A 21,773-nucleotide genomic window follows, 5' to 3' on the forward strand; every position below is an offset into this window, starting at 1 on the left:
GCGGCGGGTAGAACACCCGTGATGACCACGACCCTGCGGCCGACCGAGCCGCTCCAGCACAACGTCGACGGCACGCGTTCACGCCGCTACCAGGTATGCGTGAACAGCCGCCCTGTCGGCGCGATACACCTCGGCACGTCCCCCTCGTTCGGCGACTCGGTGGCCCGCATCCACGATCTGCGGATCGAGGAGCCCGACCGGCGGCGCGGCCGGGGCACGGTGGCCGCGCTCGCCGCCGAGGAGGTGGCACGTGGCTGGGGCTGCCGCGAGATCGAGGCGGTTGGCGTACCGGCGTCCGCTGAGGCGGCCCTGCGGCTGGTCAGGGCGCTGGGCTACGTCCTGCGCAATCGCGGCATGGTGAAGGAACTCGGCGACACCCCGCCCGAGCTGCCCGTCGGCAGCGTGGCCCGCCCCATGACGGAGGCCGACTTCGACGCCTGGCTGGTGCACGAGTCGGAGGACTACGCGCGCACCTGGATCGAACGCGGCGTACCGGAACCCGAGGCGCACGCCAAGTCGCGGCGCGACCACGACACGCTCCTGCCGCAGGGCTTCGCCACCGAGAACATGCAGTTCAGCATCCTGGAGCACGAGGGCACCCGCGTGGGCGTCCTCTGGCTCGCCCTGCGCGACGGCAAGCCCTTCATCTTCGACGTCGAGGTGGACGAGGCCCACCGCGGCCGCGGACACGGCCGCACCCTGATGTTGCTGGCGGAGACCCAGGCACACGCCCTCGGCAAGCGGACCCTGGGTCTGAACGTCTTCGCGGGCAACACCCCGGCCGAGCGGCTGTACGAGTCACTCGGCTACGAGACGACGCAGTATGCCTTCTACAAGTCGCTGCTGTAGCCGTACGACGGGTCAGGCACCCGGCGCGGCCAGCAGCCGGTCCGTGATCTCCTCGATGCGCTCGCGCAGCCCCTCCTGGCTCTTGCCGCCGTCGAGGCGCTCGCCGTCGATGACGTACGTCGGAGTGCCGGTCACGCCGATCGCCTTGCCCTCGGCCTGGTCGGCGTCCACGATCAGGATGTGCCGGCCGTCGATCAGCGCGGTGTCGAACTCCTCGGCGTCCAGCCCCAGTTCGCCGGCCACCTCGACCAGGAAGGGTTCTCCCCTGCGGTCCAGCTCCTCGACCCGGCCCAGCACGGCCTCGACGTAGTCCCAGCCCTTCCCCTGCTCCGCGGCCTCCTCGGCGGCCTGCGCGGCGGCGAAGGCGTGCTTGTGCTTCTCCAGCGGGAAGTGCCGCAGCCGCAGCTCCAGCCGGTCGCCGTAGCGCGCACGCAGGGCCCGGACGTCCTCCAGGGCGCTCCGGCAGTCCGGGCACTGAAGATCGCACCAGACGTCGAGCACGGGGACGACGGGACGCACGGGGGAGGAGTCGCTCATGTCCCCAGTCTCCCAGCAGCACCCTGGACGACCCAATCGGCCCCGGAACGCCGCAGGGGGCCCGCACCGCGACCGGCACCTACGGAGGATCCGACCCGGAGATGTCCCTGATGTCGGCTCGGAGCATGGCCCCGCGGGGTGGGGGCGGTGCAGGATGGAAGGGACGAACTGCCCTGCCGAGCCCTGCCTGGAGGACCGGATGATTGCCGAGACCGTCTGTTCCGCCGCCGCCGCGGCCGGCCTGGGCATCGCGGCGGTGACGGCGTACCGCAAGCGCTTCCTCGCCGCCGCTCGTCTCGTCGCGTACTCTCTCGTGCCCCTCGGCCTGATGATGACCGGTGTCGTCGATTGGGTGGCGGACACCGCGTTCAGCCCGACGGCCTGGGCCGGCTTCGGTGTGCTCGGTGTTTCCTGGCTGCTCTTCGTGAGCACGCGCGCGGTGGAGCGCAGGCGCGGCGGTACCCGCAAGGAGCGCAAGGCGACCCGGGCCGCGCAGAGCGAGGCGATCGCCCCGGCGGCCTCGGCACCCTCGCTGGGCCAGGCCTCCCGACCGACGGCCCGGCCCGCCGCCGCACCCCGTGCCGGTGCCGGGGACGACTTCAGCGACATCGAGGCCATTCTGAAGAAGCACGGCATATGACGGGTGCAGGCTGACTGAAACGACACAGTCAACCAGCATCTGTCCCGGAACCGTCCACGCCTTGAACCGTTCGTCACGGGATCCGGCGAACTGCCGTCCCGTCCTGGCGTGTTGGTCACCCGACCGGTGCCGACTGCGTCATCATCGCCCGCGAGATGCTGGACACGACACAGAGCGACGCCGCGCCGCCGCAGGACGAGCCGCGCGGGTGCCTTTTCGCCCTTTCCCAGCCACCGCTGATGATCTTTCTTGCGGTGATCGGGTGTCTACTGCTCATGGCTGCGCTGCACGATCTGCTGCTGCTCTGAGCCGTACCCGCGGTGCCCGGCGTCACCCGCCGGGTACCGCGTCGACACCACCCGGGGCCGGAGCTCAGCCCGCCGCCTCCTTGCGGCGCGCCCGGTAGGCGGCGACATGCAGCCGGTTCCCGCACGTACGGCTGTCGCAGTAGCGCCGTGACCGGTTGCGGGAGAGGTCGACGAAGGCGTGCCGGCAGTCGGGGGCCTCGCAGCGCCGCAGTCGCTCCTGCTCCCCGGCGACCACGAAGAAGGCCAGCGCCATGCCGCAGTCCGCCGCGAGGTGGTCGGCGATGGACGCACCGGGCGCGAAGTAGTGCACATGCCAGTCGTAGCCGTCGTGGTCGGTGAGCCGGGGAGTGGTGCCCGCCGCGGCCACCAGGTCGTTGATCAGTCCGGCCGCGGCCCGAGGGTCCGAGGCGGAGAAGATCGAGGCGAACCGGCCGCGGATCTTGCGCACCGCGGAGAGATCGAACTCCGAGAGCACCCCGACATCGCTGATCTCGTGCTTTTGTACGAAATCCTCGAGAGCCGCGACGTCCGGCAGCGCGTCCGGGGTCGTGGTGTCCTCCGGTGCGGTGTTCACCAGATCCACCACGGCATCGAGGGCGCACCGGGTGTCATGGGTGATCAGCACGTTTCGCTCCCTGGCCTGGGGGGTCGGGCGGGCGCCCGCCGATGCTGGCCGATGGTAGTGGCTCCACGAGCGCCCGTACCGGCCCCGGACCTCGCGAACCGGTGGTAACGCGCATACGCACCGGCGCCGCCCCGCGAGAATCCGCGGTGACGGCGCCGGTGTGCGTACCCATATGCGGTTGTCTTGGCCCGAGCCGTCACCCCGAGTCGACGGCGCCGGGCGGCTTGGTGGGACCTCTCGCCCTAGCTCTCCGCCAGGATGTGAGAGAGCTCCTGATCGAGGTCGAAGTGCCGGTGTTCCGTGCCAGGGGGCACGGCGGCGTCTGTTCGCTTCAGGAACGACTCCAGGGCCCGGGCCGGGGCCTCGAGCAGTGCTTCGCCTTCAGGGGAGCTCAGGGCGATGCACACGACGCCCTGACCGTGACTGCGCGACGGCCAGACACGGACGTCGCCGGTTCCGGTGGGCCGGTGGAGGCCCTCCGCGAGAAGGTCGCGGGCGAACACCCACTCGACGGTCTCCTCGGCTCCGGTGTGGAAGGTGGCGTGCACGGCGTAGGGATCGGCCGTGTCGTACCGCAGGCCTGCGGGGACAGGCAGGGAGGACTCGCTCGACACAACGAGGCGCAGGTGCAGCTCGCAGCTGACCGTGGTGTTCATAAGCGCCAGGGCCTTTCGCTCAGTGTGCGCTCGGGGATTCGCACGTCGGCGAAATCGACATGCCACCTACGGTGCCGTTGTAAACCCCTCTGAGTGTTTTGCGTGCCTTTACGTAACTCTTCCGGCCGAGACCCTGTTCGCGAGGTACGCCCATTTCGGTGACCGGTTTCCCTCGGGTAAAGTTTGGCCGTATGAATACGGGGAGTGACGAGCAGGCCGAGGTGGCCGTGGCAGCGGACGAGTCGAAGACGAGCGGGGCGCAGAGCGGGCACGGGCTCGGCTCGAAAGCGCCGGAATTCATCAAGGCGCGCCGCGTGCTGCACCTGAGCTGGCAGGTCGGGATCTTCATCATCGGCCTGGCCGTCGTGGTCCTGGGCATCATCATGCTTCCGCTGCCGGGGCCCGGCTGGGTCGTGATCTTCGGCGGCATGGCGATCTGGGCGACCGAGTTCGTCTGGGCCCAGCTGGTGCTGCGCTGGACCAAGCGCAAGGTGACCGAGGCGGCCCAGAAGGCGCTCGACCCCAAGGTGCGCCGGCGCAACATCATCCTGACGTCGATCGGCCTGGTGATCGTGGCCGCGATCGGCGCGGTCTACCTCTACAAGTTCGGCTTCGAGATGCCGTGGAACATCAAGAACCAGTGATCGGCGGCCCTGCGGGGGGTGCGGAAGCACCCCCTGACATGGGGTAATGTTCTTCCTGCGTCCGGGCGATTAGCTCAGTGGGAGAGCGCTTCGTTCACACCGAAGAGGTCACTGGTTCGAACCCAGTATCGCCCACCCGGACCGTCGGCCCGTCTGCTTCAGTGCAGACGGGCCGACGTCGTTCCGGGCCCTCCGCGTCGCCGACGAGTTTCGGCCGGACAACGTCCGGGCGCGACAGGCCAGTTCGCGTTCGATCCACCGAATGTCCGCGTCTCACCTGCGACTTCGCCGCCCTGGCGGGATCACTCGGCTCCGATGTGTCGTCAACTCGCCCGGCGGCCCCGCAAGAAAATCCTGTCCGAATCATTGACGCATTCCTGGGCCCCTCGTAGCTTGTGCCAGCAAGCGCTTACTTGAAACGATTCATGCAGGCGGCAATGACGCTGCGGGGAGGGGGCCCAACCATGGGAACCAGCAAGAATGTTGAGAGGCGTACGATCCTGAAGGTGGCCGGGGCCTCGGCCGCCACCATCGGGCTGGGAGCAACGACCGCATGTGGCGGTGACAGCGGTTCCGGAGACGGGACGGTGACACTCCGTTACGCATGGTGGGGTGGCGAGCCGCGCACCATCGCGATGAAGAAGGCGATCGCGGTCTTCGAGAAGAAGTACCCGAAGATCAAGATCAAGCCTGAATTCACCGACTACGCCGCGTTCTGGGAGAAGTTCCAGACGCAGGCCTCCGGCGGGAATCCGCCGGACGTATTCCAGAATGCTGTCGGCTTCCTGCGCAAGTACGACAAGCGCGGCATTCTTCTGGACCTCAAGGCGCAGGCGGACGCCGGGAATCTGAACCTGGAGAACTTCCGCAACGGCGTTCTGGCGAACGGTCAGGTCGACAGCAAGCAGCTCGGTGTCCCCGTCGGCGCCAACACCATGGCGCTGGTCATCGACCTCAAGGCCTTCAAGAAGGCCGGTGTCGAGGCGAAGATGGGCTGGACCTGGGACGAGTACTTCGACGCCCTCCAGACGATCCAGGACAAGCTGAAGATCGCCGGTGACACGGGCTACTTCGGCATCATGTACCTCTACGACCTGTATCTGCGCCAGAACGGCAAGGCGTTCTTCACCGACTCCGATCTCGGCTTCACCGAGGACGATCTGACGCAGTGGTGGACGGACGGCTACAAGCGCGTGAAGTCCGGACTCGTCGCCGACCCCAAGAAGATCGAGCAGGTCTACCCGAAGTCGGGCCTGTCGGCCGGGCTCGCCGCGTCCGAGTTCACCTGGGACAACTTCTCCATCCGTTACGAGGGCGAAGGCGAGTCGGACTACGGGCTCGCGCCGATCCCCACCACGGACGGCAAGCAGACCGGCCAGTACCTCGGTTCGCTGATGCTCAGTGCCTTCTCCGGCACCAAGCACCCCAAGGAAGCCGCCCAGTTCATCTCCTTCATGGTCCACGACCCCGAGGTCGGCAAGATCATGGGGTACGACCGCGGCATCCTCTCCACGACCGAGCAGTACGACGCGTTCCAGCCCACTGACGCCCAGAACAAGGGCGTGAAGGCGTACGAGGAAGAGGTCGCCAAGGCCGGTGTGCTGGGGAAGATCACCCCGCACCCGTCCGGCGCCGATGTCATCGAGGCGGCCTTCCTGCGCATCGGCGGCGAGGTCTCCCAGGGCAAGACCAAGCCGGCCGACGCCGCCAAGGCGCTGTTCAGCGAGGCCAAGGCCGCGTTCGCGGGCTGAGGGGACGTACCACCATGACGCTCGTCAAGGAAGCGCCCGCGCGCCCGGCGAAGAAGCGGTCCGCCGCTCCTGCCGCCGGGCGGCGCGGGCGGCGCCGCGAGAACCTCGTCGGCTATCTCTTCATGTCGCCGTGGATCGCGGGATTCCTGGTGCTCACGGCGGGGCCGATGATCGCGTCGCTGTACTACGCGTTCACCCGCTACAACCTCTTCACTCCACCGGAGTGGGTGGGCTTCGACAACTTCACGACCATGTTCCAGGACCCGCGCTGGCAGAAGTCGGTCGAGGTCACGCTGAAGTACGTCGTCGTGGCCACCCCGCTGAAGCTGCTGCTCGCGCTCGGTGTCGCGCTGCTGCTCGCGCAGAAGCGGCGCGGGCAGGGGCTGTACAGGGCCGCCTTCTACATGCCCTCGCTCATCGGTGCCAGCGTCTCCGTCGGCTTCGTGTGGCGGGCGCTGTTCTCGGACCACGCGATCGTGGACCGTACGCAGAAGGTCTTCGGGATGGACGTGGGCGGCTGGATCGGCAACCCGGACTACGTCCTCTACGCGCTGGTGGCGCTGAGCATCTGGCAGTTCGGCGCGCCAATGGTCATCTTCCTGGCCGGTCTCAAGCAGGTTCCGCAGGAGCTGTACGAGGCCGCCGAGATGGACGGGGCCGGACCCCTGCGGCGGTTCTGGAACATCACGCTGCCGATGATCTCCCCGGTGCTGTTCTTCAACGTGCTGCTGGAGTCCATCCACGCGTTCCAGGTGTTCGGGTCCGCCTACGTGGTCTCCAACACCCAGTGCGGGCCGGCCGACGCCACCCTCGTCTACACCTGTTACCTCTACCAGAAGGGCTTCAAGGAGGCCCAGATGGGCTTCGCCTCCGCGATGGCCTGGACGCTGGTGGTCGCGGTGGCGCTGGTCACGGCGGTCCTGTTCTGGTCGCAGAAGAAGTGGGTGCACTACGAGGAGGCCGCCAAGTGACCAGTGTCAGCACCCCTGTCGTGCGCACCGCCGACGAGCGCAAGCGCACCGGTTCGATCGCCTGGCACGTGGGCTCCCTCGCCGTCCTCGCGGTCGTCCTGTACCCGGTGATCTGGGTGCTCGGTGCCTCGTTCAAGCCCAGCAAGGACATCATCGCCAGCATCGACCTGCTGCCCGTCAAGCCGGTCTGGGAGAACTTCTCCGGGCTCGCCGACGGTATCTCCGGCATCTCCATCAGCACGTTCTTCACGAACTCGCTGATGTACGCGGGGCTTGCCGTGGCCGGGGTCGTGCTGTCCAGCTCGCTGACCGCGTACGCCTTCGCCAAGATCCGGTTCGCCGGGCGGAACCTGCTGTTCACGCTGATGATCGGCACGCTGCTGCTGCCGTATCACGTCCTGCTCATCCCGCAGTACGTGATGTTCCGCAAGCTCGAGCTCACCGACACCCTGGTGCCGCTCGTCGCGGGCAAGTTCCTGGCCACGGAGGCGTTCTTCGTCTTCCTGATGGTGCAGTTCATGCGCGGCCTCCCCAAGGAACTGGACGAGGCCGCCAAGCTCGACGGCTGCGGGCATCTGCGGACCTACTGGTCCATCGTGCTGCCGCTGTGCCGCCCCGCCCTCATCACCAGCGCGATCTTCACCTTCATCAATGCCTGGAACGACTTCATGGGGCCGTTGATCTACCTCAACACCCCCGACAAGTACACCGTCTCGCTCGGCCTGATGATGTTCCGCGATCAGGAGGGCATCTCCAACTACGGCAGCATGATCGCGATGTCGCTGGTGGCGCTGGTTCCGGTCATCGCCTTCTTCATGGCCTTCCAGAGGTATCTCATCGACGGTATGGCGACGTCCGGACTGAAGTGAGCGGAAAGGGCTGAGGCGGTCACCATGGCGGAAGCACGAGTGAAGGCCCGCTCCCGGCGCAGGGAGTCCATGTTCGGCGAGCGGTTCGCGGTCTTCGCGGAGTCGCTGCTCACCGGGGTGTGGATCGCCGTGGCCTGTCTCGGGGTCGTCACCTATCCCGCGGCCTTCGCCGCCGGCGCACGGCATCTGCGGCGTCGTACGACGCACGAGGCAGGTGGCTGGCGGGAGTTCGTCGTGGACTTCCGTACGGCCCTGCGCGGCGGGTGGGCCGTCGGGCTCGCCGGGTGGGCGGTGGCCGCCGCGGTCTGGGTGGACGTGCTGGCCGCGCGGGCCGGCCTGCCCGGTGGGCCGCTCGTCGGGGCCGTCGGCATCTTCGCGCTCATCGGGCTCACCGTGGCGCTGCTGCGCGCGGCGGCGCACTGGGCGCCCGGTGACGCCTGGCGGCTGCTGCTCGCGGACGCCGTACGGCGGACCGTGCTCGATCCCGCCGGGTCCTTCCTGATCGTCTGCGGACTGGGCGTCGTGGCCCTGTCCGCCATGTTCATCGCACCGCTGGCGGTCCCGGTCCTCGGGGCCGTCGCGGCGGCGGCCGTCGCCGTCGAGGAGCGCTACCGGCGCCGCTGACGCCCGGCGCCCTCGCACAAGGTCGGCGCCCCGGGCGTCGTACCTCTCTCTGTCATGCCCCTGACCAGCTGCACGGAAAAAGCTTCCCGCACGGAAGGAAAGGCAGGACCCCTATGTCTCCCATCCCCCGCAGGTCCATCCTCAAGGCGGCCGCCGTGGCCGGCGCCGCCGCACAGTTCAGCTGGGCCCTAGGAGCCAAGGACGCGCAGGCCGCGCCGAGAGCCGCAGAGGCCGACGACGGTCCGGTGACCCTGGACTGGCTGGAGGACGGCGGGCTGGGCGCCGCGCCCGGCTCCACCCTCGGCGTGCCCTGGCCCAAGGGCACCTATCAGGAGGACCAGACCTTCGCGCTGACGGACGCGGACGGCAAGTCCGTACCCGTGCAGTCCTGGCCGATCGCCTACTGGCCGGACGGATCCCTCAAGTGGACCGCCCACGCCGTGAGTTCGGGCAACGGCAAGCTCACCCTCGCCGCGGGCGAGGCCGCCGTACCGGACAAGAAGGTCACCGTCGACAAGAGCGGCGGCACCATCACCGTCTCCACCGGCGTCATCACCGCGAAGATCGGCAAGTCCGGTGCCACCCTGATCAAGTCGGTCACCCGCGGCTCCACCGAGATCGCCAAGAACGGCAAGCTCGTGCTGATCCGCCAGCCCGAGATCGAGGACGAGGACCAGGGCGCGGTCAAGACCGAGCGCTTCGACGGCGCCATCTCCGAGGTCACCGTCGAGCAGGACGGACCGGTCCGCGCGGTCGTCCGCATCGACGGCAAGCACCGCAAGGGCAGCCGGAGCTGGCTGCCGTTCTCCATCCGGCTGTACTTCTACGCCGGCGCCGACTCCTTCCGCATGGTGCACACCATCACCTTCGACGGCACCCAGGAGCCGGGCAAGGCCAGCGGCGACTTCATCCGCGGCATCGGCGTCCGCTTCACCGTGCCGATGCGCGACCAGTCCTACGACCGTCACATCCGCATCGGCGGTGACGGCACCGGTCTGCTGCGCGAGGCCGTCAAGGGCATCACCGGTCTGCGCCGGGACCCGGGCGCGGCCGTGCAGGCGGCGCAGTACGCGGGCGAGAAGCTGCCCGACCCGGCCACCTGGGACCAGCGGGTCACCACCCGCCTCCAGTACATCCCCGAGTGGGGCGACTACACCCTCTCCCAGCTCTCCGCCGACGGCTTCACCCTGCGCAAGCGCACCAAGAAGGGCCACGGCTGGATCGGCGCCGGCGGCGGCAAGCGGGCATCCGGTTTCGGCTACGTCGGTGGCGCGAGCGGCGGACTCTCCTTCGGCCTGCGGGACTTCTGGGAGAAGTTCCCCGCCCAGCTCGACATCCGCGACGCCCAGACCGACGAGGCCGAGGTCACCCTCTGGCTCTGGTCGCCCGAGGCACAGCCGATGGACCTGCGCTTCTACCACGACGGTATGGGCCAGGACACCTTCGCCGAGCAGCTCGAAGGCCTCAACATCACCTATGAGGACTACGAGCCCGAGTTCGGCACGCCGTACGGCATCGCGCGTACGTCGGAGCTGTTGTTCTGGGCCAACGAGACGACCCCGGCCCCGGCGAAACTCGCCGAACAGGTCGAGGCCGTACGGGTGCTGCCGCAGCTCGCCGCGCCGCCCAAGCAGCTCATCAAGGCCAAGGTCTTCGGCCCGGGCCTGTACTCCGAGCCCGACCGCTCCACGCCCGCCAAGGCGAAGATCGAGGACCACCTCGACTTCCTCTTCACCTACTACAAGGACCAGGTGGAGCAGCGCCGTTGGTACGGCTTCTGGGACTACGGCGACATCATGCACACCTACGACACGGTGCGCCACCAGTGGCGGTACGACGTCGGCGGCTACGCCTGGGACAACTCCGAGCTGTCGCCGGACCTCTGGCTCTGGTTCGCGTACCTCCGCTCGGGCCGCGCGGACATCTTCCGCTTCGCCGAGGCGATGACCCGCCACACCGGTGAGGTCGACGTCTACCACCTGGGCAAGTGGGCCGGGCTCGGTACCCGGCACGGAGTGCAGCACTACGCCGACAGCGCCAAGCAGCAGCGCATCGCCAACACGACGTACCGCCGCTACTACTACTTCCTCACCGCGGACGAGCGCGTCGGCGACCTCATGCACGCCAACGTCGACTCCGACGAGACCTTCCTCGTCCTCGACCCGATCCGCAAGATCCGCACCGAGCCGTACACCCCCGACCGGCACGCGCTGTCGATCGGCTTCGGCACGGACTGGAGCGGGCTCGTGTCGGCGTGGCTGACCGAGTGGGAGCGCAAGGGCCCGAAGTGGGAGAAGGCCAAGGCGCGCGTGCTCTCGACCATGGAAACGATCGGCGCCCAGCCGAACGGGTTCGTCCAGGGGACCGGGCTGTACGACCTCGACACCGGCAGGTTCGCGGTCGCCTCGGCACCCGTGGTCGGGGTCTCGCACCTCTCCGCGGTCTTCGGGCTCAACGAGCTGTGCGCCGAACTCATCGACCTCGTCGACATCCCGAAGTTCAACGAGGCGTACTACGACTACTGCCGCTACTTCAATGCCACCAAGGCTGAGCAGGCGGCGCGGTACGGGTCCAACTTCGGCTCGCTGCTGCTGTTCCAGGGGCACTCGCGGCTCGACGCGTACGCGGCTGTGCAGACCGGGGACGAGAAGCTCGCCAAGCGGGCGTGGGACAAGTTCTACAACTCCGACGGGTACAAGGAGTCGGCGCCCTGGAAGACGGAGAAGCTGAGCGGGCCGATGGCGTTGGTGCCGGGTAGTGAGGCGGCTTGGGTGTCCACGAACGACACCGCGTTGTACGGGCTTGCGGCCATTGAGAACCTGGCGCTGCTCGGGGACAAGATGCCTTCGTAGGGGTTGAGGCCGTGGGGAACTGCGCGACCGTTGTGGCTGGTCGCGCAGTTCCCCGCGCCCTGAGGTCAGTTCATCTTCCCCAGGACATCACGCACCCTGCGGACATTCCTGATGCGCTGCTCGTACGTCGCTCCCAGTGCCAGCAGCAGGAGGCCGGCCAGGGCCGGGGGCACCCAGCGGGGGAGGGCGTCGGTGACCTGGACGATGTACGGGGCCAGCTCGTGCAGGGCGTCCAGGGTCAGGACCGAGCCACCGAGCACGAGCGGGGCCTGGAGGTTGTGGCCGGCGCCCAGCAAGGTCAGCGACAGTGCGGCCAGGCCCAGCAGGAGGGGGCGGGTCCAGTGCGGGTCGGTCCAGGCCGCTGCGAGGCTCGGCAGGAACGTGGCGGCGAGGCCGGGGCCGAAGGCCGTCCAGGACGAGGTCAGGGGGTCGCGGCGCAGCCGCAGGAAGCCGACGACCAGCGCCGGGACGGTCACCGGGATCGTGTACGCCTCGGGCATGTCGACCTCCCAGGCCGCCAGGCGTACCCAGGCAGCCAGGACGAACAGGACGGCGGCCGCGTAGCCGACGGGGCGGCGGTCCGGGCGGATCGCCGTGCCCGCGGCGATCACCGCGCACAGGGCCAGGACCAGGGCGAGCATCGGCAGGTCGGTCGCGGCGAGCCCGATGGCGAGCAGTCCGGCGACGGCGCCCGCCACCTCGAGGGGAATCCGCTCGGTCACGCGCGGTGCGATCAGGGCCGCGGCCACCGGCGCCACCAGGACCAGCAGTGCGGTGTGCTGCGGCTGCCAGTCCGCGGCTGCTCCCGTCGCGCAGGCCAGCGCGGTGGCGTACGCGAGGGCGGCCGGGGCCGTGACGGACGTGAGCCGCCAGGAGACCGCCGCGAAGAACGCGGTGAGGGCGCCGAGCGCGGTGAGGGTCGCCGTCTGTGAGGCCAGCGCGGTGAAGGCGAGGTCGGCGGAGGCGGCGAGGGCGAGGATCGTCGCCGTCGGCTGTCCGTACGGGGCGGCGAGCGCGACCGCCGTCAGGGCGCCGAGCGTCAACAGGCCGGTCGTGTAGGGGAGTTCGAGGACGGCCGGAACCGTCAGGGCCGCGGCCCAGGTGAGCACCAGTGCGCCGGTCAGGGCTCGGGCGTGCCGGTCGGTGTTCCTGAACGCCAGGGCGAGCACCGCCGCGACGGCCACCAGGACGAGCGGAGCCGCCGCGATGTCCGGCGGCCAGGGCACGTCCACCGTCACCGCCTCACGCATGGTCGCCGGCGCTCCGGACCATGCCCGGAACGTCCAGGCGACCGGCCCCAGCAGGGTGATCGCCACGAGCGGCAGCGCCCACAGCACCGCGAGCCCCTGCACGACGGCGGAGGACCAGGCCAGTCCCTCGCGTACCGCCTCCGGCAGCCGCCCGGTCCGCACGGCCGCCAACAGGGCGATCCCGCAGGCGAGCTGCACCGGAACCGTCCACGCGTCCGGCACGGCGGGGCGGACCGCGCCGCCCAGCGCGGCGACCGTGAGGAGACCCGAGGTCACGGCGAGGCCGACGGCGTGGCCCTTGCCCGGGCTGCCGCGCCAGGCCGCGCCCAGAGCGATCGCCGCCGCGAGGAGGATGAGCGCCGCCGCACGGGCGGCGGCGCTCGGACCGGTGGCCGTCCAGGACAACCAGCCGGCCGTCAGTGCGCCCGAGGAGCCCAGGCCGTACGCGCCGACGGCGGCGACGACACGTACGGACCCGATCGTCACCCGGAGCGCGACAACTGTGTCGAACGCGGCCGTCACCAGCAGCGCGGCCGCGATGCCGTGGGCGCCCACGGAGGACGAGACCGCCCAGAAGAACAGCGGGAGTTGGGCCGCGGCCAGCGCGGCCGGGAGGGGCAGACGCAGCTCCGCCGCCCGCGGCAGCAGCCCGTACGCCAGCCAGAGCCCCGCCAGCAGCGCCGACGCGGCTGCGGTGTAGCCCGCGCCGCCCGTCCCGGGCAGGGCGACCTCGTACAGGGCGTACGCGTCGAGCACCGTCAGCGCCAGACCCAGACCCGCCACCGCCTCGGCCGTCGAGCGCAGCCCGCGCTTCACCAGGGGCAGCGGAGCGGCGAGCGCGGCCAGCGTGAGCGCGCCGAGTACCAGACCCCGGCCGGCGATCCCCAGATGCCCCCAGCTGACCAGCGTGAACACCATCGCGGCGATCGTGAGCAGGACACCGCCCAGCAGCAGGAGAAGGTTCTGCACGCCGGGCGCGCTGGTCTCCGGGCGAGGCGAGCCCACGGTGGCCGGCCGCGTCGTCGGCCGCGGCTGCAGCGCGGCGACCAGCCACGCCCGTCGGGCCAGCAACTGGGTCCGGCGGCGGTCGAGTTGCCACAGTTCGGCATCGAGGAGCCGCAACTCCTCGGCCGGGGGCGGAATGTGCGTCATGCCTTGGAGTGTGGTCCGCGTCACGTCGTAGGACATGAGTGCGCGTACTCAGACCGTACTCAGATCCGTGCGGGCAGACTCTGTGCATGGACTGGACCCATTACCGCTTCCGTACGCAGTGGGACCTGAGCGCGTCGCCCGCCACCGTCTACGACGCCCTGGAACAGGCCGAGGACTACCCCCGCTGGTGGCCCCAGGTCCGCGGCGTCGACCGTCTCGACGACACCACCGGCGTCATCACGATCCGGGCCACCCTGCCCTACGACCTGGTCTTCACCGCGCGAGAGGTGCGGCGCGACCGGACGGCCGGAGTGCTGGAGATCGCCATGACCGGGGACCTGGAGGGATGGGCGCGCTGGACGATCGACGGGGACGGAACGCGCAGCCTCGCCCGCTACGAGCAGGTGGTCGACGTGAACAAGCCGCTCCTGAGGCGCCTCGCCGTGCCCGGACGGCCGGTGTTCCGTGCCAACCACTGGCTGATGATGCGGGCCGGACGGCGGGGTCTGGCCGCGTACTTGGAAGCGGTTTGAAGGAAGGGCGCGGGGACCTGTATTGTTCAGTCCGTTCCCGGGCGATTAGCTCAGTGGGAGAGCGCTTCGTTCACACCGAAGAGGTCACTGGTTCGAACCCAGTATCGCCCACCGGGAGAATGCCGGTCCGCGTCACGCGGACCGGCTTCTTTGTGCCGAGACCCTGCTCAGGCGGCCGCCGCGGGCAGCTCCGGACGCAGCGGCCATGCCGTGTCCACCACCTCCGGGGTGCCACTGCGCGCGAACCACGCCTGCAGCCCCCGCGCCTGTGCCGCGTGCCACCCGGCCTGGAGCGCGTGCAGCTCGCCCGCGCTCAGCCGCTCGAGCCGGGCCGCGAAACGGCGCCCCACGGCCCGTACGACATCCAGCGCGGCCAGCGCGTCCGCGCCCGCGTCGTGCGCGCCGTCCAGCGTGACCTCGTAGTGCGCGCACAGGTCCGTCAGCGTGCGACGGCCCTTGCGGTAGCGGTCCAGATGTTTGTCGAGGACTCTCGGGTCCAGCACCAGCAGCCGCGACGACTCGAACCAGCGGTCCAGCGACGAAGCCCGATGGCGACGCAACTCCCGGTCCAGGATGGTCAGATCGAACGGCGCGTTCATGACCACCAGCGGGCGGCCCGCAGCGGCCTGTTCGGTCAGGTGTTCCGCTATCTCGTACATCACCGGCGCCGGCCAGCGGCCGTTGCGCTGCAGATGGTCGTCCGTCAGTCCATGCACCTCCGTCGCCGCCTCCGGCACCGGAACACCCGGGTTCACCAGCCATCGGGTCACCCGCGGACGGGTACCCGGGGCGTCCTGGACGACGACGGCGGCCGACACGATCCGGTCGGTCTCGACGTCGACACCCGTGGTCTCCGTGTCGAAGGCGGCCAGGGGCCCTTCGTACCAGCACGTCATTCCACTCAACCCCTCGTTCACCCACGGCAGCTGACGCACCGTCTTCTGCCTGTTTGGTGATACCCGGGCTGTTTGCGCCGTACGCCGGAAGGACACAACAGGAATACGGGTCCTTGCAGTTCAGCGACCCACGGTGCGGATTCACCGAACGTGGAAGGCTGTTGGTCATGGCGATAGCGCAGCCCGAGCGGGGCGGGCTGCTGCCCGAGCTCACGGGCCCCCTTCGCGGCACACTCGCCACCACCGCCTGCATGGAGACCTTGCAGGTGGGCTATCTGCACGCCGTCGCCGCGGCGGCCGGCTGCTCGTTGTCGCAGCCCTTCCCGGACAACGGCATCGACTGGCACGTCAGCCACGGCTCGCCCGGGCACACCGTCGACGACGAGGTCACCATCAAGGTGCAGCTCAAGTGCACGTACCAGGTCCCGCCGAACCCCCCGGGACGGTTCTTCTCCTTCACGCTCGACAACGACCATCTGCGCAAGCTCGCGCGCACCCCCGTCTCGGTGCACAAGATCCTCGTCGTCATGCTCGTGCCGAGATCCCAGGACGACTGGCTGCGCGCCAGCCACGACCGGCTCGATCTCCGGCACTGCTGCTACTGGGTCAACCTGGCCGGCCACCCGATCACCGGCCGCACCCGCACCACCGTGCGGATACCGACCTCACGCATCTTCGACGACCGGGCGCTGTGCGAGATCATGACGCGGGTCGGCACAGGAGGCAGACCATGACCCATCGCCCCCTGGAGGAGGCGCTGCGGCCCGTGCGGCCGCACCCGGCCGACGCCGCCTGGGACCGCGCACCCGAGCCCGACGAGGTCGACCCCGCCGTCCTTGCCGCCCTGCTGCACCGCCACGGCTGGCAGCGCCGCGGCGGCGCCCCGGGGCGCTACGGTCGCTGGACCCCACCCGGTCAGGGCACCGGTGGGACCAGCCTGCTGGTGCCCGAGAGTCGCGCCTTCCCCGACAGCGACGACCTGCTCGGCGAGGCGCTCGTCGCCCTCGCACGCAGCGGCACGCCCTCCGCCCGCGAGGTCCTCGTCGGCCTCGCCGTTCCCAGCGACGAGATCCGCTGGTGGCGGGACGCGCCGACCGGACCGGGCGGCACCGCGCCCTGGACGGTGGCGGAACAACTGCGCGCCGCCGCCCGCCAGATGCTGCTCGCCGGCGCGCTCGCCACCCGCGCGCGTGCCGGGTACCACGGCGCCCGCCACCGTCGCGCCGCCGCCACGCTCATGGAGAGCGTGCTCGTCGGTACGGCGACCGGCGGCGGCCTCACGGCCTTCGTGCCCGTGGGCAACGGGCGCCCCCTGGCCGTACGCCTCCACCAGGCCCTGTACGCCGCCCGCGAGGCCATCGACTACCAGCGCGCCACCGGTGGCATGGACGCCTTCGACGGCGCCGTCGAGGCGGGCGTCAGCCGTGAGCTCACCGAGGCGCTGATCGCCCTCGTGCGCGGGACCGAGGGCGCGCGCATCGCCGTCGAGTGGGCACCGGCCGCCGGGGTGCCGGCGGGCTGCGCCGCGGGGGTCGAGCCCGTCGAGTTCTCGCCCGGCGACCTGCCGGTGCTGCGCGAGGCAGGGGCCCGCTATCTCCGCGAGGAGCCGTCCGTGCCGGTGCGGATCACCGGTGCGGTGGTGCGGATGCGCCGGTCGGGGCCGCGCGGGGACGGCAGCGTACGGCTGCGGGTGATCGCGGGCGCCGAGGTGCCGCACATCCGGCTCACCCTGGACGAGGAGGCGTACCGGATCGCGGGGCACGCGCACCTCGTCGGGCTGCCGGTGCGGGTGCACGGCCGGCTGGAGAGCCGGGGCGGGTTCCGCCGGCTCACCGGAGCCTCCGGGGTCGCGCCCGTGCAGGTGGACGAGGCGGAGCGGGACCGGCTGATGAAGTCCCTCCAGGAGAATCTCGACTTCTTCGAGGAGGCCTGCGGGGAGGCCCCCGCAGGGGACTGATTTCGCGGAGGTGGCTCCGGGGTCGGTACGATCCCCTATTGCGCGCGCTCACGGTACGGCGCCCGCATCCACCTTCAGTCAGGAGAGACCGGTGTCAGACGTCCGTGTGATCATCCAACGCGATTCCGAGCGGGAAGAGCGCACGGTGACGACGGGCACTACGGCCGCCGAGCTCTTCGCCGGCGAGCGCTCGATCATCGCCGCGCGCGTGGCCGGTGAGCTGAAGGACCTCGCGTACGTCGTCGCCGAGGGCGACGAGGTCGAGGGCGTCGAGATCTCCTCCAAGGACGGTCTCGACATCCTGCGCCACTCCACCGCCCATGTCATGGCGCAGGCCGTGCAGGAGCTCTTCCCCGAGGCCAAGCTGGGCATCGGCCCGCCGGTCAAGGACGGCTTCTACTACGACTTCGACGTCGAGAAGCCGTTCACGCCCGAGGATCTCAAGGCCGTCGAGAAGAAGATGCAGGAGATCCAGAAGCGGGGGCAGCGCTTCTCCCGCCGTGTGGTGACCGACGAGGACGCCCGCGAGGAGCTGGCCGCCGAGCCGTACAAGCTGGAGTTGATCGGTCTCAAGGGCTCGGCCTCCTCCGACGACGGCGCGGACGTCGAGGTCGGCGCCGGTGAGCTGACGATCTACGACAACCTCGACGCCAAGACCGGCGACCTGTGCTGGAAGGACCTCTGCCGCGGTCCCCACCTGCCCACCACCCGGAACATCCCGGCGTTCAAGCTGATGCGCAACGCGGCCGCCTACTGGCGCGGCAGCGAGAAGAACCCGATGCTCCAGCGCATCTACGGCACCGCCTGGCCCTCCAAGGACGAGCTGAAGGCCCACCTCGACTTCCTCGCCGAGGCGGAGAAGCGCGACCACCGCAAGCTCGGTTCCGAGCTCGACCTGTTCTCCATCCCGGAGCAGATCGGCTCCGGCCTCGCCGTCTTCCACCCCAAGGGCGGCATCATCCGCCGGGTCATGGAGGACTACTCGCGCCGCCGCCACGAGGAGGAGGGCTACGAGTTCGTCTACACCCCGCACGCGACGAAGGGGAAGCTCTTCGAGCAGTCCGGGCACCTGGACTGGTACGCCGACGGCATGTACCCGCCCATGCAGCTCGACGAGGGCGTGGACTACTACCTGAAGCCCATGAACTGCCCGATGCACAACCTGATCTTCGACGCGCGCGGCCGCTCGTACCGTGAACTGCCGCTGCGCCTCTTCGAGTTCGGGACCGTGTACCGGTACGAGAAGTCCGGAGTCGTGCACGGACTCACCCGCGCGCGTGGCTTCACGCAGGACGACGCGCACATCTACTGCACCCGTGAGCAGATGTCGGAGGAGCTCGACAAGACGCTCACCTTCGTCCTCGGCCTGCTGCGGGACTACGGTCTGACCGACTTCTACCTGGAGCTGTCCACCAAGGACCCGGAGAAGTTCGTCGGCACCGACGAGGTCTGGGAAGAAGCCACGGAGACCCTCCGCCAGGTGGCCGAGAAGCAGGGCCTCCCGCTGGTCCCGGACCCGGGCGGCGCCGCGTTCTACGGTCCGAAGATCTCCGTCCAGACCAAGGACGCGATCGGCCGGACCTGGCAGATGTCGACGATCCAGCTCGACTTCAACCTGCCGGAGCGCTTCGACCTGGAGTACACGGGCCCCGACGGCTCCAAGCAGCGCCCGGTCATGATCCACCGCGCGCTGTTCGGTTCCATCGAGCGGTTCTTCGCGGTCCTCCTGGAGCACTACGCGGGCGCCTTCCCGGCGTGGCTGGCCCCGGTCCAGGCGACCGGCATCCCGATCGGGGACGCGCACGTGGAGTACCTGGAGAAGTTCGCCGCCGCGGCGAAGAAGCAGGGTCTGCGGGTCGAGGTGGACTCCTCCTCCGACCGGATGCAGAAGAAGATCAGGAACGCCCAGAAGCAGAAGGTGCCCTTCATGGTCATCGCGGGCGACGAGGACATGGCCGGCGGCTCGGTCTCCTTCCGCTACCGCGACGGCTCGCAGGAGAACGGCATCCCGTTCGACGAGGCCATCGCGAAGATCGCGAAGGTCGTCGAGGAGCGGGTCCAGGTCTGATCCCTCGCGGGGTCGGCGAAGACCTTCGAGAGGCCCCCGGGAGGCTCAGCTTCCCGGGGGCCTCTCGTCGTCCTCCCGCGCGAACATCTGGAGCAGCCAGGAGGCGAAGGCAGGAGCGCCGACAGACCGACGTACACGATCACGCGCGTGTGCAGGGCGAGCCGGGGCCGGCCGTGCCGTCGCCGGACGGCCTCGTAGACCTTCATGATCCGCAGGGGGCGGAGAAGGGGCAGCACCAGCACGACCATGTCCAGCCCCAGGGGGTTTCGCCGCAACCCCGCCGACACGCCGCGAACGGGCGAAGCCATATGCTTCCCTGCATGACGAGTGAGCCGGAGCAGCAGTGGGGAGTGGGGACCCAGGACGCGTTCCAGCGTCTGTGGACGCCCCATCGGATGGCCTACATCCAGGGCGAGAACAAGCCGACCGGCCCAGGCGCCGACGACGGATGCCCCTTCTGCTCCATCCCGGCCAAGTCCGACGAGGACGGCCTGATCGTCCGGCGCGGTGAGCAGGTCTACGCCGTGCTGAATCTTTATCCGTACAACGGTGGCCACCTGATGGTCGTGCCCTACCGGCACGTCGCCGACTACACGGACCTGACCGAGCCGGAGACCATCGAGCTCGCCGCTCTCACCAAGCAGGCGATGACCGCGCTGCGCACCGCGTCCGGCGCCCACGGTTTCAACATCGGTATGAACCAGGGCACGGTGGCCGGCGCCGGTATCGCCGCCCACCTCCACCAGCACATCGTCCCGCGCTGGGGCGGCGACACGAACTTCATGCCGGTCGTCGGGCACACACGGGTGCTGCCGCAGTTGCTCGCCGACACCCGGAAGATGCTGGCGGAGGCCTGGCCCTCGTAAGCGGCTACGCGTCGTACAGGTCGGCCTTCCTCGGTGACGGGTCCTGCACCGCGGTGCTGAGGAACGCCGACCGGTTGCCGAACTTCTCCGTGTCCACGCCGTTGTCCTCCAGGACCTTGATCGCCGCCGCGTGCACCACGCGCAGCACGGGCGTCGCGGCGCGCATCGCGTCGTCGGCCATGAAGCGGTGGCGCCACGGCTTGTCGGCCCAGACGTGCCGCAGACCGAACGGCTCGGGGAGGACGATCGTCCCGCCGAGCCAGTTCAGCAGCGGCGGGTACCAGGAGAGCGGGGCGCGGACGGCGAGACGTACGACCTCGTTGGTGGGGACCAGCGGGAGCTTCACCGTGCGCGTCTCCCACGGCCGGAACGACCTCTGGACGTTCCTCGTCGGGTCCTCGGGCTTGCCCATGAACAGCGGGTTGACCGGGCCCAGAGCGTGTCCGGTCACCTCGATGCGCAGCGTCTGGTGCAGCACGGTGACGGTGATCATCATCGTGATGATCAACTGGCCGTCCCACAGCGTCCACTGCACCCCGAGGTAGTGCCGGTCCCCGCTGCCGAACTGCTGCTTGTTGCAGATGTCCTGTATGGAGTGGGCCCGGTGCTGGAACGCCTCGATGTCCGTGGACTGCTCGGTCCGGGCCACCGCCTTGGCGTTCTCCCCGATCGGCGTGACGATCCAGTGCCGTATGGAGGCCTTCGGGAAGCCGCCGGTGTTGATCGTGTTCCGCTCCAGCATGCCCAGCTGCTTGTGGATGGCGCGGATGACGTCCCAGCTGCGGAACGGGTGGATCTCCCGGTCCGGGTCGGCCGGTGTCAGGTCCTCGGCGAGCTGCCAGCTGGCCCAGCGCGTGCCCATGCCCAGGATGCCCTTGGGGCCGGCGTAGAAGACGGAGTTGGACTGCTGCTCGGTGCTCAACCTGGCCAGCGACTGGCGCAGTTGCTCGGCCTGGGTCTCGCCGGGGCTGCTCGGCACTGCTTCGGGGACCTGGGCTCCGACACTGCTGCCCGCGATCAGTCCGTCCCAGCGCCCCCGCAGGTCCCTGGTCGAGCGATCGCAGATCTGCTTGGCCCAGAACCAGCCGACGACGGGAAGGACCACGCATGCGCGTGCGTACCAGCCCCAGAAGCCCGTGAACGGCATCTTGACCAGGAAGAGGACGGCGAGCGCGCCGACGCCGACGAGCAGGGCCGTGGCGAGGGCGGAGGCCTTCTTGTTGGGGTTCTTGTCGATGGTGGTGCGGATCGTGAAGACCAGGAGCCAGACCAGGAGCCCGGGCAGGAACAGCACACCGCACAGCACCATGACGGCGGACAGCCGTTTGTCCCGCTCCCGGCGGAGGCGGTAGGCCGCCAGGCAGTGGTCGACGACGACCTGCGGTTCGGTGCCGAAGGACTGGATGAGGGGCTTGCGTCCCGGGCCGATCATGCGCTCGATCACGGCCCGGGAGAACGCCTCACCGAGGTTGGGCTTGAAGAGGCCGCCGGTCCACCGCTGGCCCTCCTTGACCGTGGTCTCGTGCCATTCGCCGTTGGCCTTCGTGATGTCCTCGACCGGATTGTCCCGGTACGCGGCTGAGGCGAGGGCGAACGTGGCTGTCTGGCTCTCGTCGCCCGAGCGCGGAACCTGTGGTCCGAAGACGCTCTCGTAACCGGTTCCCACCGTCATGCCCGCCCCCGATCGCCGCCTGGTCGCTCCTGCGGCCTTCCCGACTTCCTTGC

General features: G+C 69.7%; 20 protein-coding genes, 2 tRNA genes and 1 pseudogene. 16 read left to right on the forward strand and 7 right to left on the reverse strand.

The features are described 5' to 3' along the window. Window positions 1–21: 21 nt before the first annotated feature. Window positions 22–849: a GNAT family N-acetyltransferase gene (locus tag QF037_RS37980; RefSeq protein ID WP_307033184.1), complete on the forward strand. Its 828-nt coding sequence runs from the start codon at window positions 22–24 to the stop codon at window positions 847–849. A 12-nt stretch (window positions 850–861) separates the two neighbouring features. On the opposite strand, the gene QF037_RS37985 is transcribed toward QF037_RS37980, so the two are convergent. Beyond that, entirely contained in the window at window positions 862–1,386 is a 525-nt protein-coding gene (locus QF037_RS37985; RefSeq protein WP_307033186.1) for a DsbA family protein, read from the reverse strand. A gap of 199 nt (window positions 1,387–1,585) precedes the next feature. Here QF037_RS37985 and QF037_RS37990 point away from each other — a divergent pair, with 199 nt between their 5' ends. Both QF037_RS37990 and QF037_RS37995 read left to right on the forward strand, forming a co-directional pair. After that, window positions 1,586–2,026 carry a hypothetical protein gene (locus QF037_RS37990; RefSeq protein WP_307033189.1) on the forward strand — a complete coding sequence of 147 codons (441 nt, stop codon included), beginning with the start codon at window positions 1,586–1,588 and terminating at the stop codon, window positions 2,024–2,026. A gap of 155 nt (window positions 2,027–2,181) precedes the next feature. Further along, entirely contained in the window at window positions 2,182–2,334 is a 153-nt protein-coding gene (locus tag QF037_RS37995; protein WP_020138043.1) for a hypothetical protein, read from the forward strand. 64 nt (window positions 2,335–2,398) lie between these two features. On the opposite strand, the gene QF037_RS38000 is transcribed toward QF037_RS37995, so the two are convergent. Together QF037_RS38000 and QF037_RS38005 are read right to left on the reverse strand one after the other, a co-directional pair. After that, window positions 2,399–2,959: a CGNR zinc finger domain-containing protein gene (locus tag QF037_RS38000; protein WP_307033191.1), complete on the reverse strand. Its 561-nt coding sequence runs from the start codon at window positions 2,957–2,959 to the stop codon at window positions 2,399–2,401. A gap of 242 nt (window positions 2,960–3,201) precedes the next feature. Further along, complete coding sequence (locus QF037_RS38005) at window positions 3,202–3,615, reverse strand: SsgA family sporulation/cell division regulator (protein WP_004002642.1); 414 nt, start codon at window positions 3,613–3,615, stop codon at window positions 3,202–3,204. A 191-nt stretch (window positions 3,616–3,806) separates the two neighbouring features. Between QF037_RS38005 and QF037_RS38010 the strand changes: the two genes are divergently transcribed. The 7 genes from QF037_RS38010 (at window position 3,807) to QF037_RS38040 (ending at window position 11,326) form a co-directional block, all read left to right on the forward strand. Next, entirely contained in the window at window positions 3,807–4,259 is a 453-nt protein-coding gene (locus QF037_RS38010) for a TIGR02611 family protein (RefSeq protein ID WP_307033193.1), read from the forward strand. Window positions 4,260–4,322: 63 nt separating this feature from the next. After that, window positions 4,323–4,394: transfer RNA gene (locus tag QF037_RS38015), tRNA-Val, on the forward strand. A 329-nt stretch (window positions 4,395–4,723) separates the two neighbouring features. Continuing rightward, window positions 4,724–6,010 carry an ABC transporter substrate-binding protein gene (locus QF037_RS38020; protein WP_307033195.1) on the forward strand — a complete coding sequence of 429 codons (1,287 nt, stop codon included), beginning with the start codon at window positions 4,724–4,726 and terminating at the stop codon, window positions 6,008–6,010. A 14-nt stretch (window positions 6,011–6,024) separates the two neighbouring features. Next, window positions 6,025–6,981: a carbohydrate ABC transporter permease gene (locus QF037_RS38025; protein ID WP_307033197.1), complete on the forward strand. Its 957-nt coding sequence runs from the start codon at window positions 6,025–6,027 to the stop codon at window positions 6,979–6,981. Beyond that, complete coding sequence (locus tag QF037_RS38030; RefSeq protein ID WP_307033199.1) at window positions 6,978–7,850, forward strand: carbohydrate ABC transporter permease; 873 nt, start codon at window positions 6,978–6,980, stop codon at window positions 7,848–7,850. The genes QF037_RS38025 and QF037_RS38030 overlap by 4 nt, the downstream gene beginning before the upstream one ends. Window positions 7,851–7,874: 24 nt before the next feature. Further along, on the forward strand, window positions 7,875–8,474 hold the full coding sequence (locus QF037_RS38035; protein ID WP_307033201.1) for a hypothetical protein: 600 nt from the start codon (window positions 7,875–7,877) through the stop codon (window positions 8,472–8,474). 113 nt (window positions 8,475–8,587) lie between these two features. Continuing rightward, complete coding sequence (locus QF037_RS38040; protein ID WP_307033203.1) at window positions 8,588–11,326, forward strand: exo-rhamnogalacturonan lyase family protein; 2,739 nt, start codon at window positions 8,588–8,590, stop codon at window positions 11,324–11,326. 65 nt (window positions 11,327–11,391) lie between these two features. Here QF037_RS38040 and QF037_RS38045 read toward each other — a convergent pair whose 3' ends face one another. Beyond that, on the reverse strand, window positions 11,392–13,764 hold the full coding sequence (locus QF037_RS38045) for an SCO7613 C-terminal domain-containing membrane protein (protein WP_307033205.1): 2,373 nt from the start codon (window positions 13,762–13,764) through the stop codon (window positions 11,392–11,394). A gap of 50 nt (window positions 13,765–13,814) precedes the next feature. On the opposite strand from QF037_RS38045, the gene QF037_RS38050 reads away from it, so the two are divergent. Further along, window positions 13,815–14,261 carry an SRPBCC family protein gene (locus QF037_RS38050; RefSeq protein ID WP_307033207.1) on the forward strand — a complete coding sequence of 149 codons (447 nt, stop codon included), beginning with the start codon at window positions 13,815–13,817 and terminating at the stop codon, window positions 14,259–14,261. 39 nt (window positions 14,262–14,300) lie between these two features. Continuing rightward, a tRNA-Val gene (locus QF037_RS38055) sits at window positions 14,301–14,372 on the forward strand. A gap of 56 nt (window positions 14,373–14,428) precedes the next feature. On the opposite strand, the gene QF037_RS38060 is transcribed toward QF037_RS38055, so the two are convergent. Continuing rightward, window positions 14,429–15,157, reverse strand: coding sequence for a 3'-5' exonuclease (locus QF037_RS38060; RefSeq protein WP_307033209.1), 729 nt, complete (start codon window positions 15,155–15,157; stop codon window positions 14,429–14,431). Between the two features lie 167 nt (window positions 15,158–15,324). On the opposite strand from QF037_RS38060, the gene QF037_RS38065 reads away from it, so the two are divergent. From QF037_RS38065 to thrS, 3 genes are all read left to right on the forward strand, one after another. Continuing rightward, window positions 15,325–15,891, forward strand: a complete 567-nt coding sequence (locus QF037_RS38065; protein WP_307033211.1) for a DUF4365 domain-containing protein — start codon at window positions 15,325–15,327, stop codon at window positions 15,889–15,891. Further along, window positions 15,888–17,114 (forward strand): hypothetical protein, encoded by a 1,227-nt coding sequence (locus QF037_RS38070; protein WP_307033213.1) that lies wholly within the window; start codon window positions 15,888–15,890, stop codon window positions 17,112–17,114. Before QF037_RS38065 ends, QF037_RS38070 begins: the two co-directional genes overlap by 4 nt. A 91-nt stretch (window positions 17,115–17,205) precedes the next feature. After that, window positions 17,206–19,182: a threonine--tRNA ligase gene (thrS, locus tag QF037_RS38075; RefSeq protein WP_307033215.1), complete on the forward strand. Its 1,977-nt coding sequence runs from the start codon at window positions 17,206–17,208 to the stop codon at window positions 19,180–19,182. Window positions 19,183–19,292: 110 nt separating this feature from the next. Here the strand turns inward: thrS and QF037_RS38080 are convergent. Continuing rightward, a pseudogene (locus QF037_RS38080) lies at window positions 19,293–19,574 on the reverse strand (hypothetical protein); the annotation flags it as partial. Here QF037_RS38080 and QF037_RS38085 point away from each other — a divergent pair. Then, entirely contained in the window at window positions 19,491–20,048 is a 558-nt protein-coding gene (locus QF037_RS38085) for an HIT family protein (protein ID WP_266833230.1), read from the forward strand. The pseudogene QF037_RS38080 and the gene QF037_RS38085 overlap by 84 nt on opposite strands. A gap of 4 nt (window positions 20,049–20,052) precedes the next feature. Here QF037_RS38085 and QF037_RS38090 read toward each other — a convergent pair whose 3' ends face one another. Next, window positions 20,053–21,720, reverse strand: coding sequence for a hypothetical protein (locus QF037_RS38090; RefSeq protein WP_307033217.1), 1,668 nt, complete (start codon window positions 21,718–21,720; stop codon window positions 20,053–20,055). Between the last annotated feature and the right edge of the window lie 53 nt (window positions 21,721–21,773).

Source organism: Streptomyces canus (genome assembly GCF_030815415.1).
In the GTDB taxonomy this organism is placed as follows: domain Bacteria; phylum Actinomycetota; class Actinomycetes; order Streptomycetales; family Streptomycetaceae; genus Streptomyces; species Streptomyces canus_F.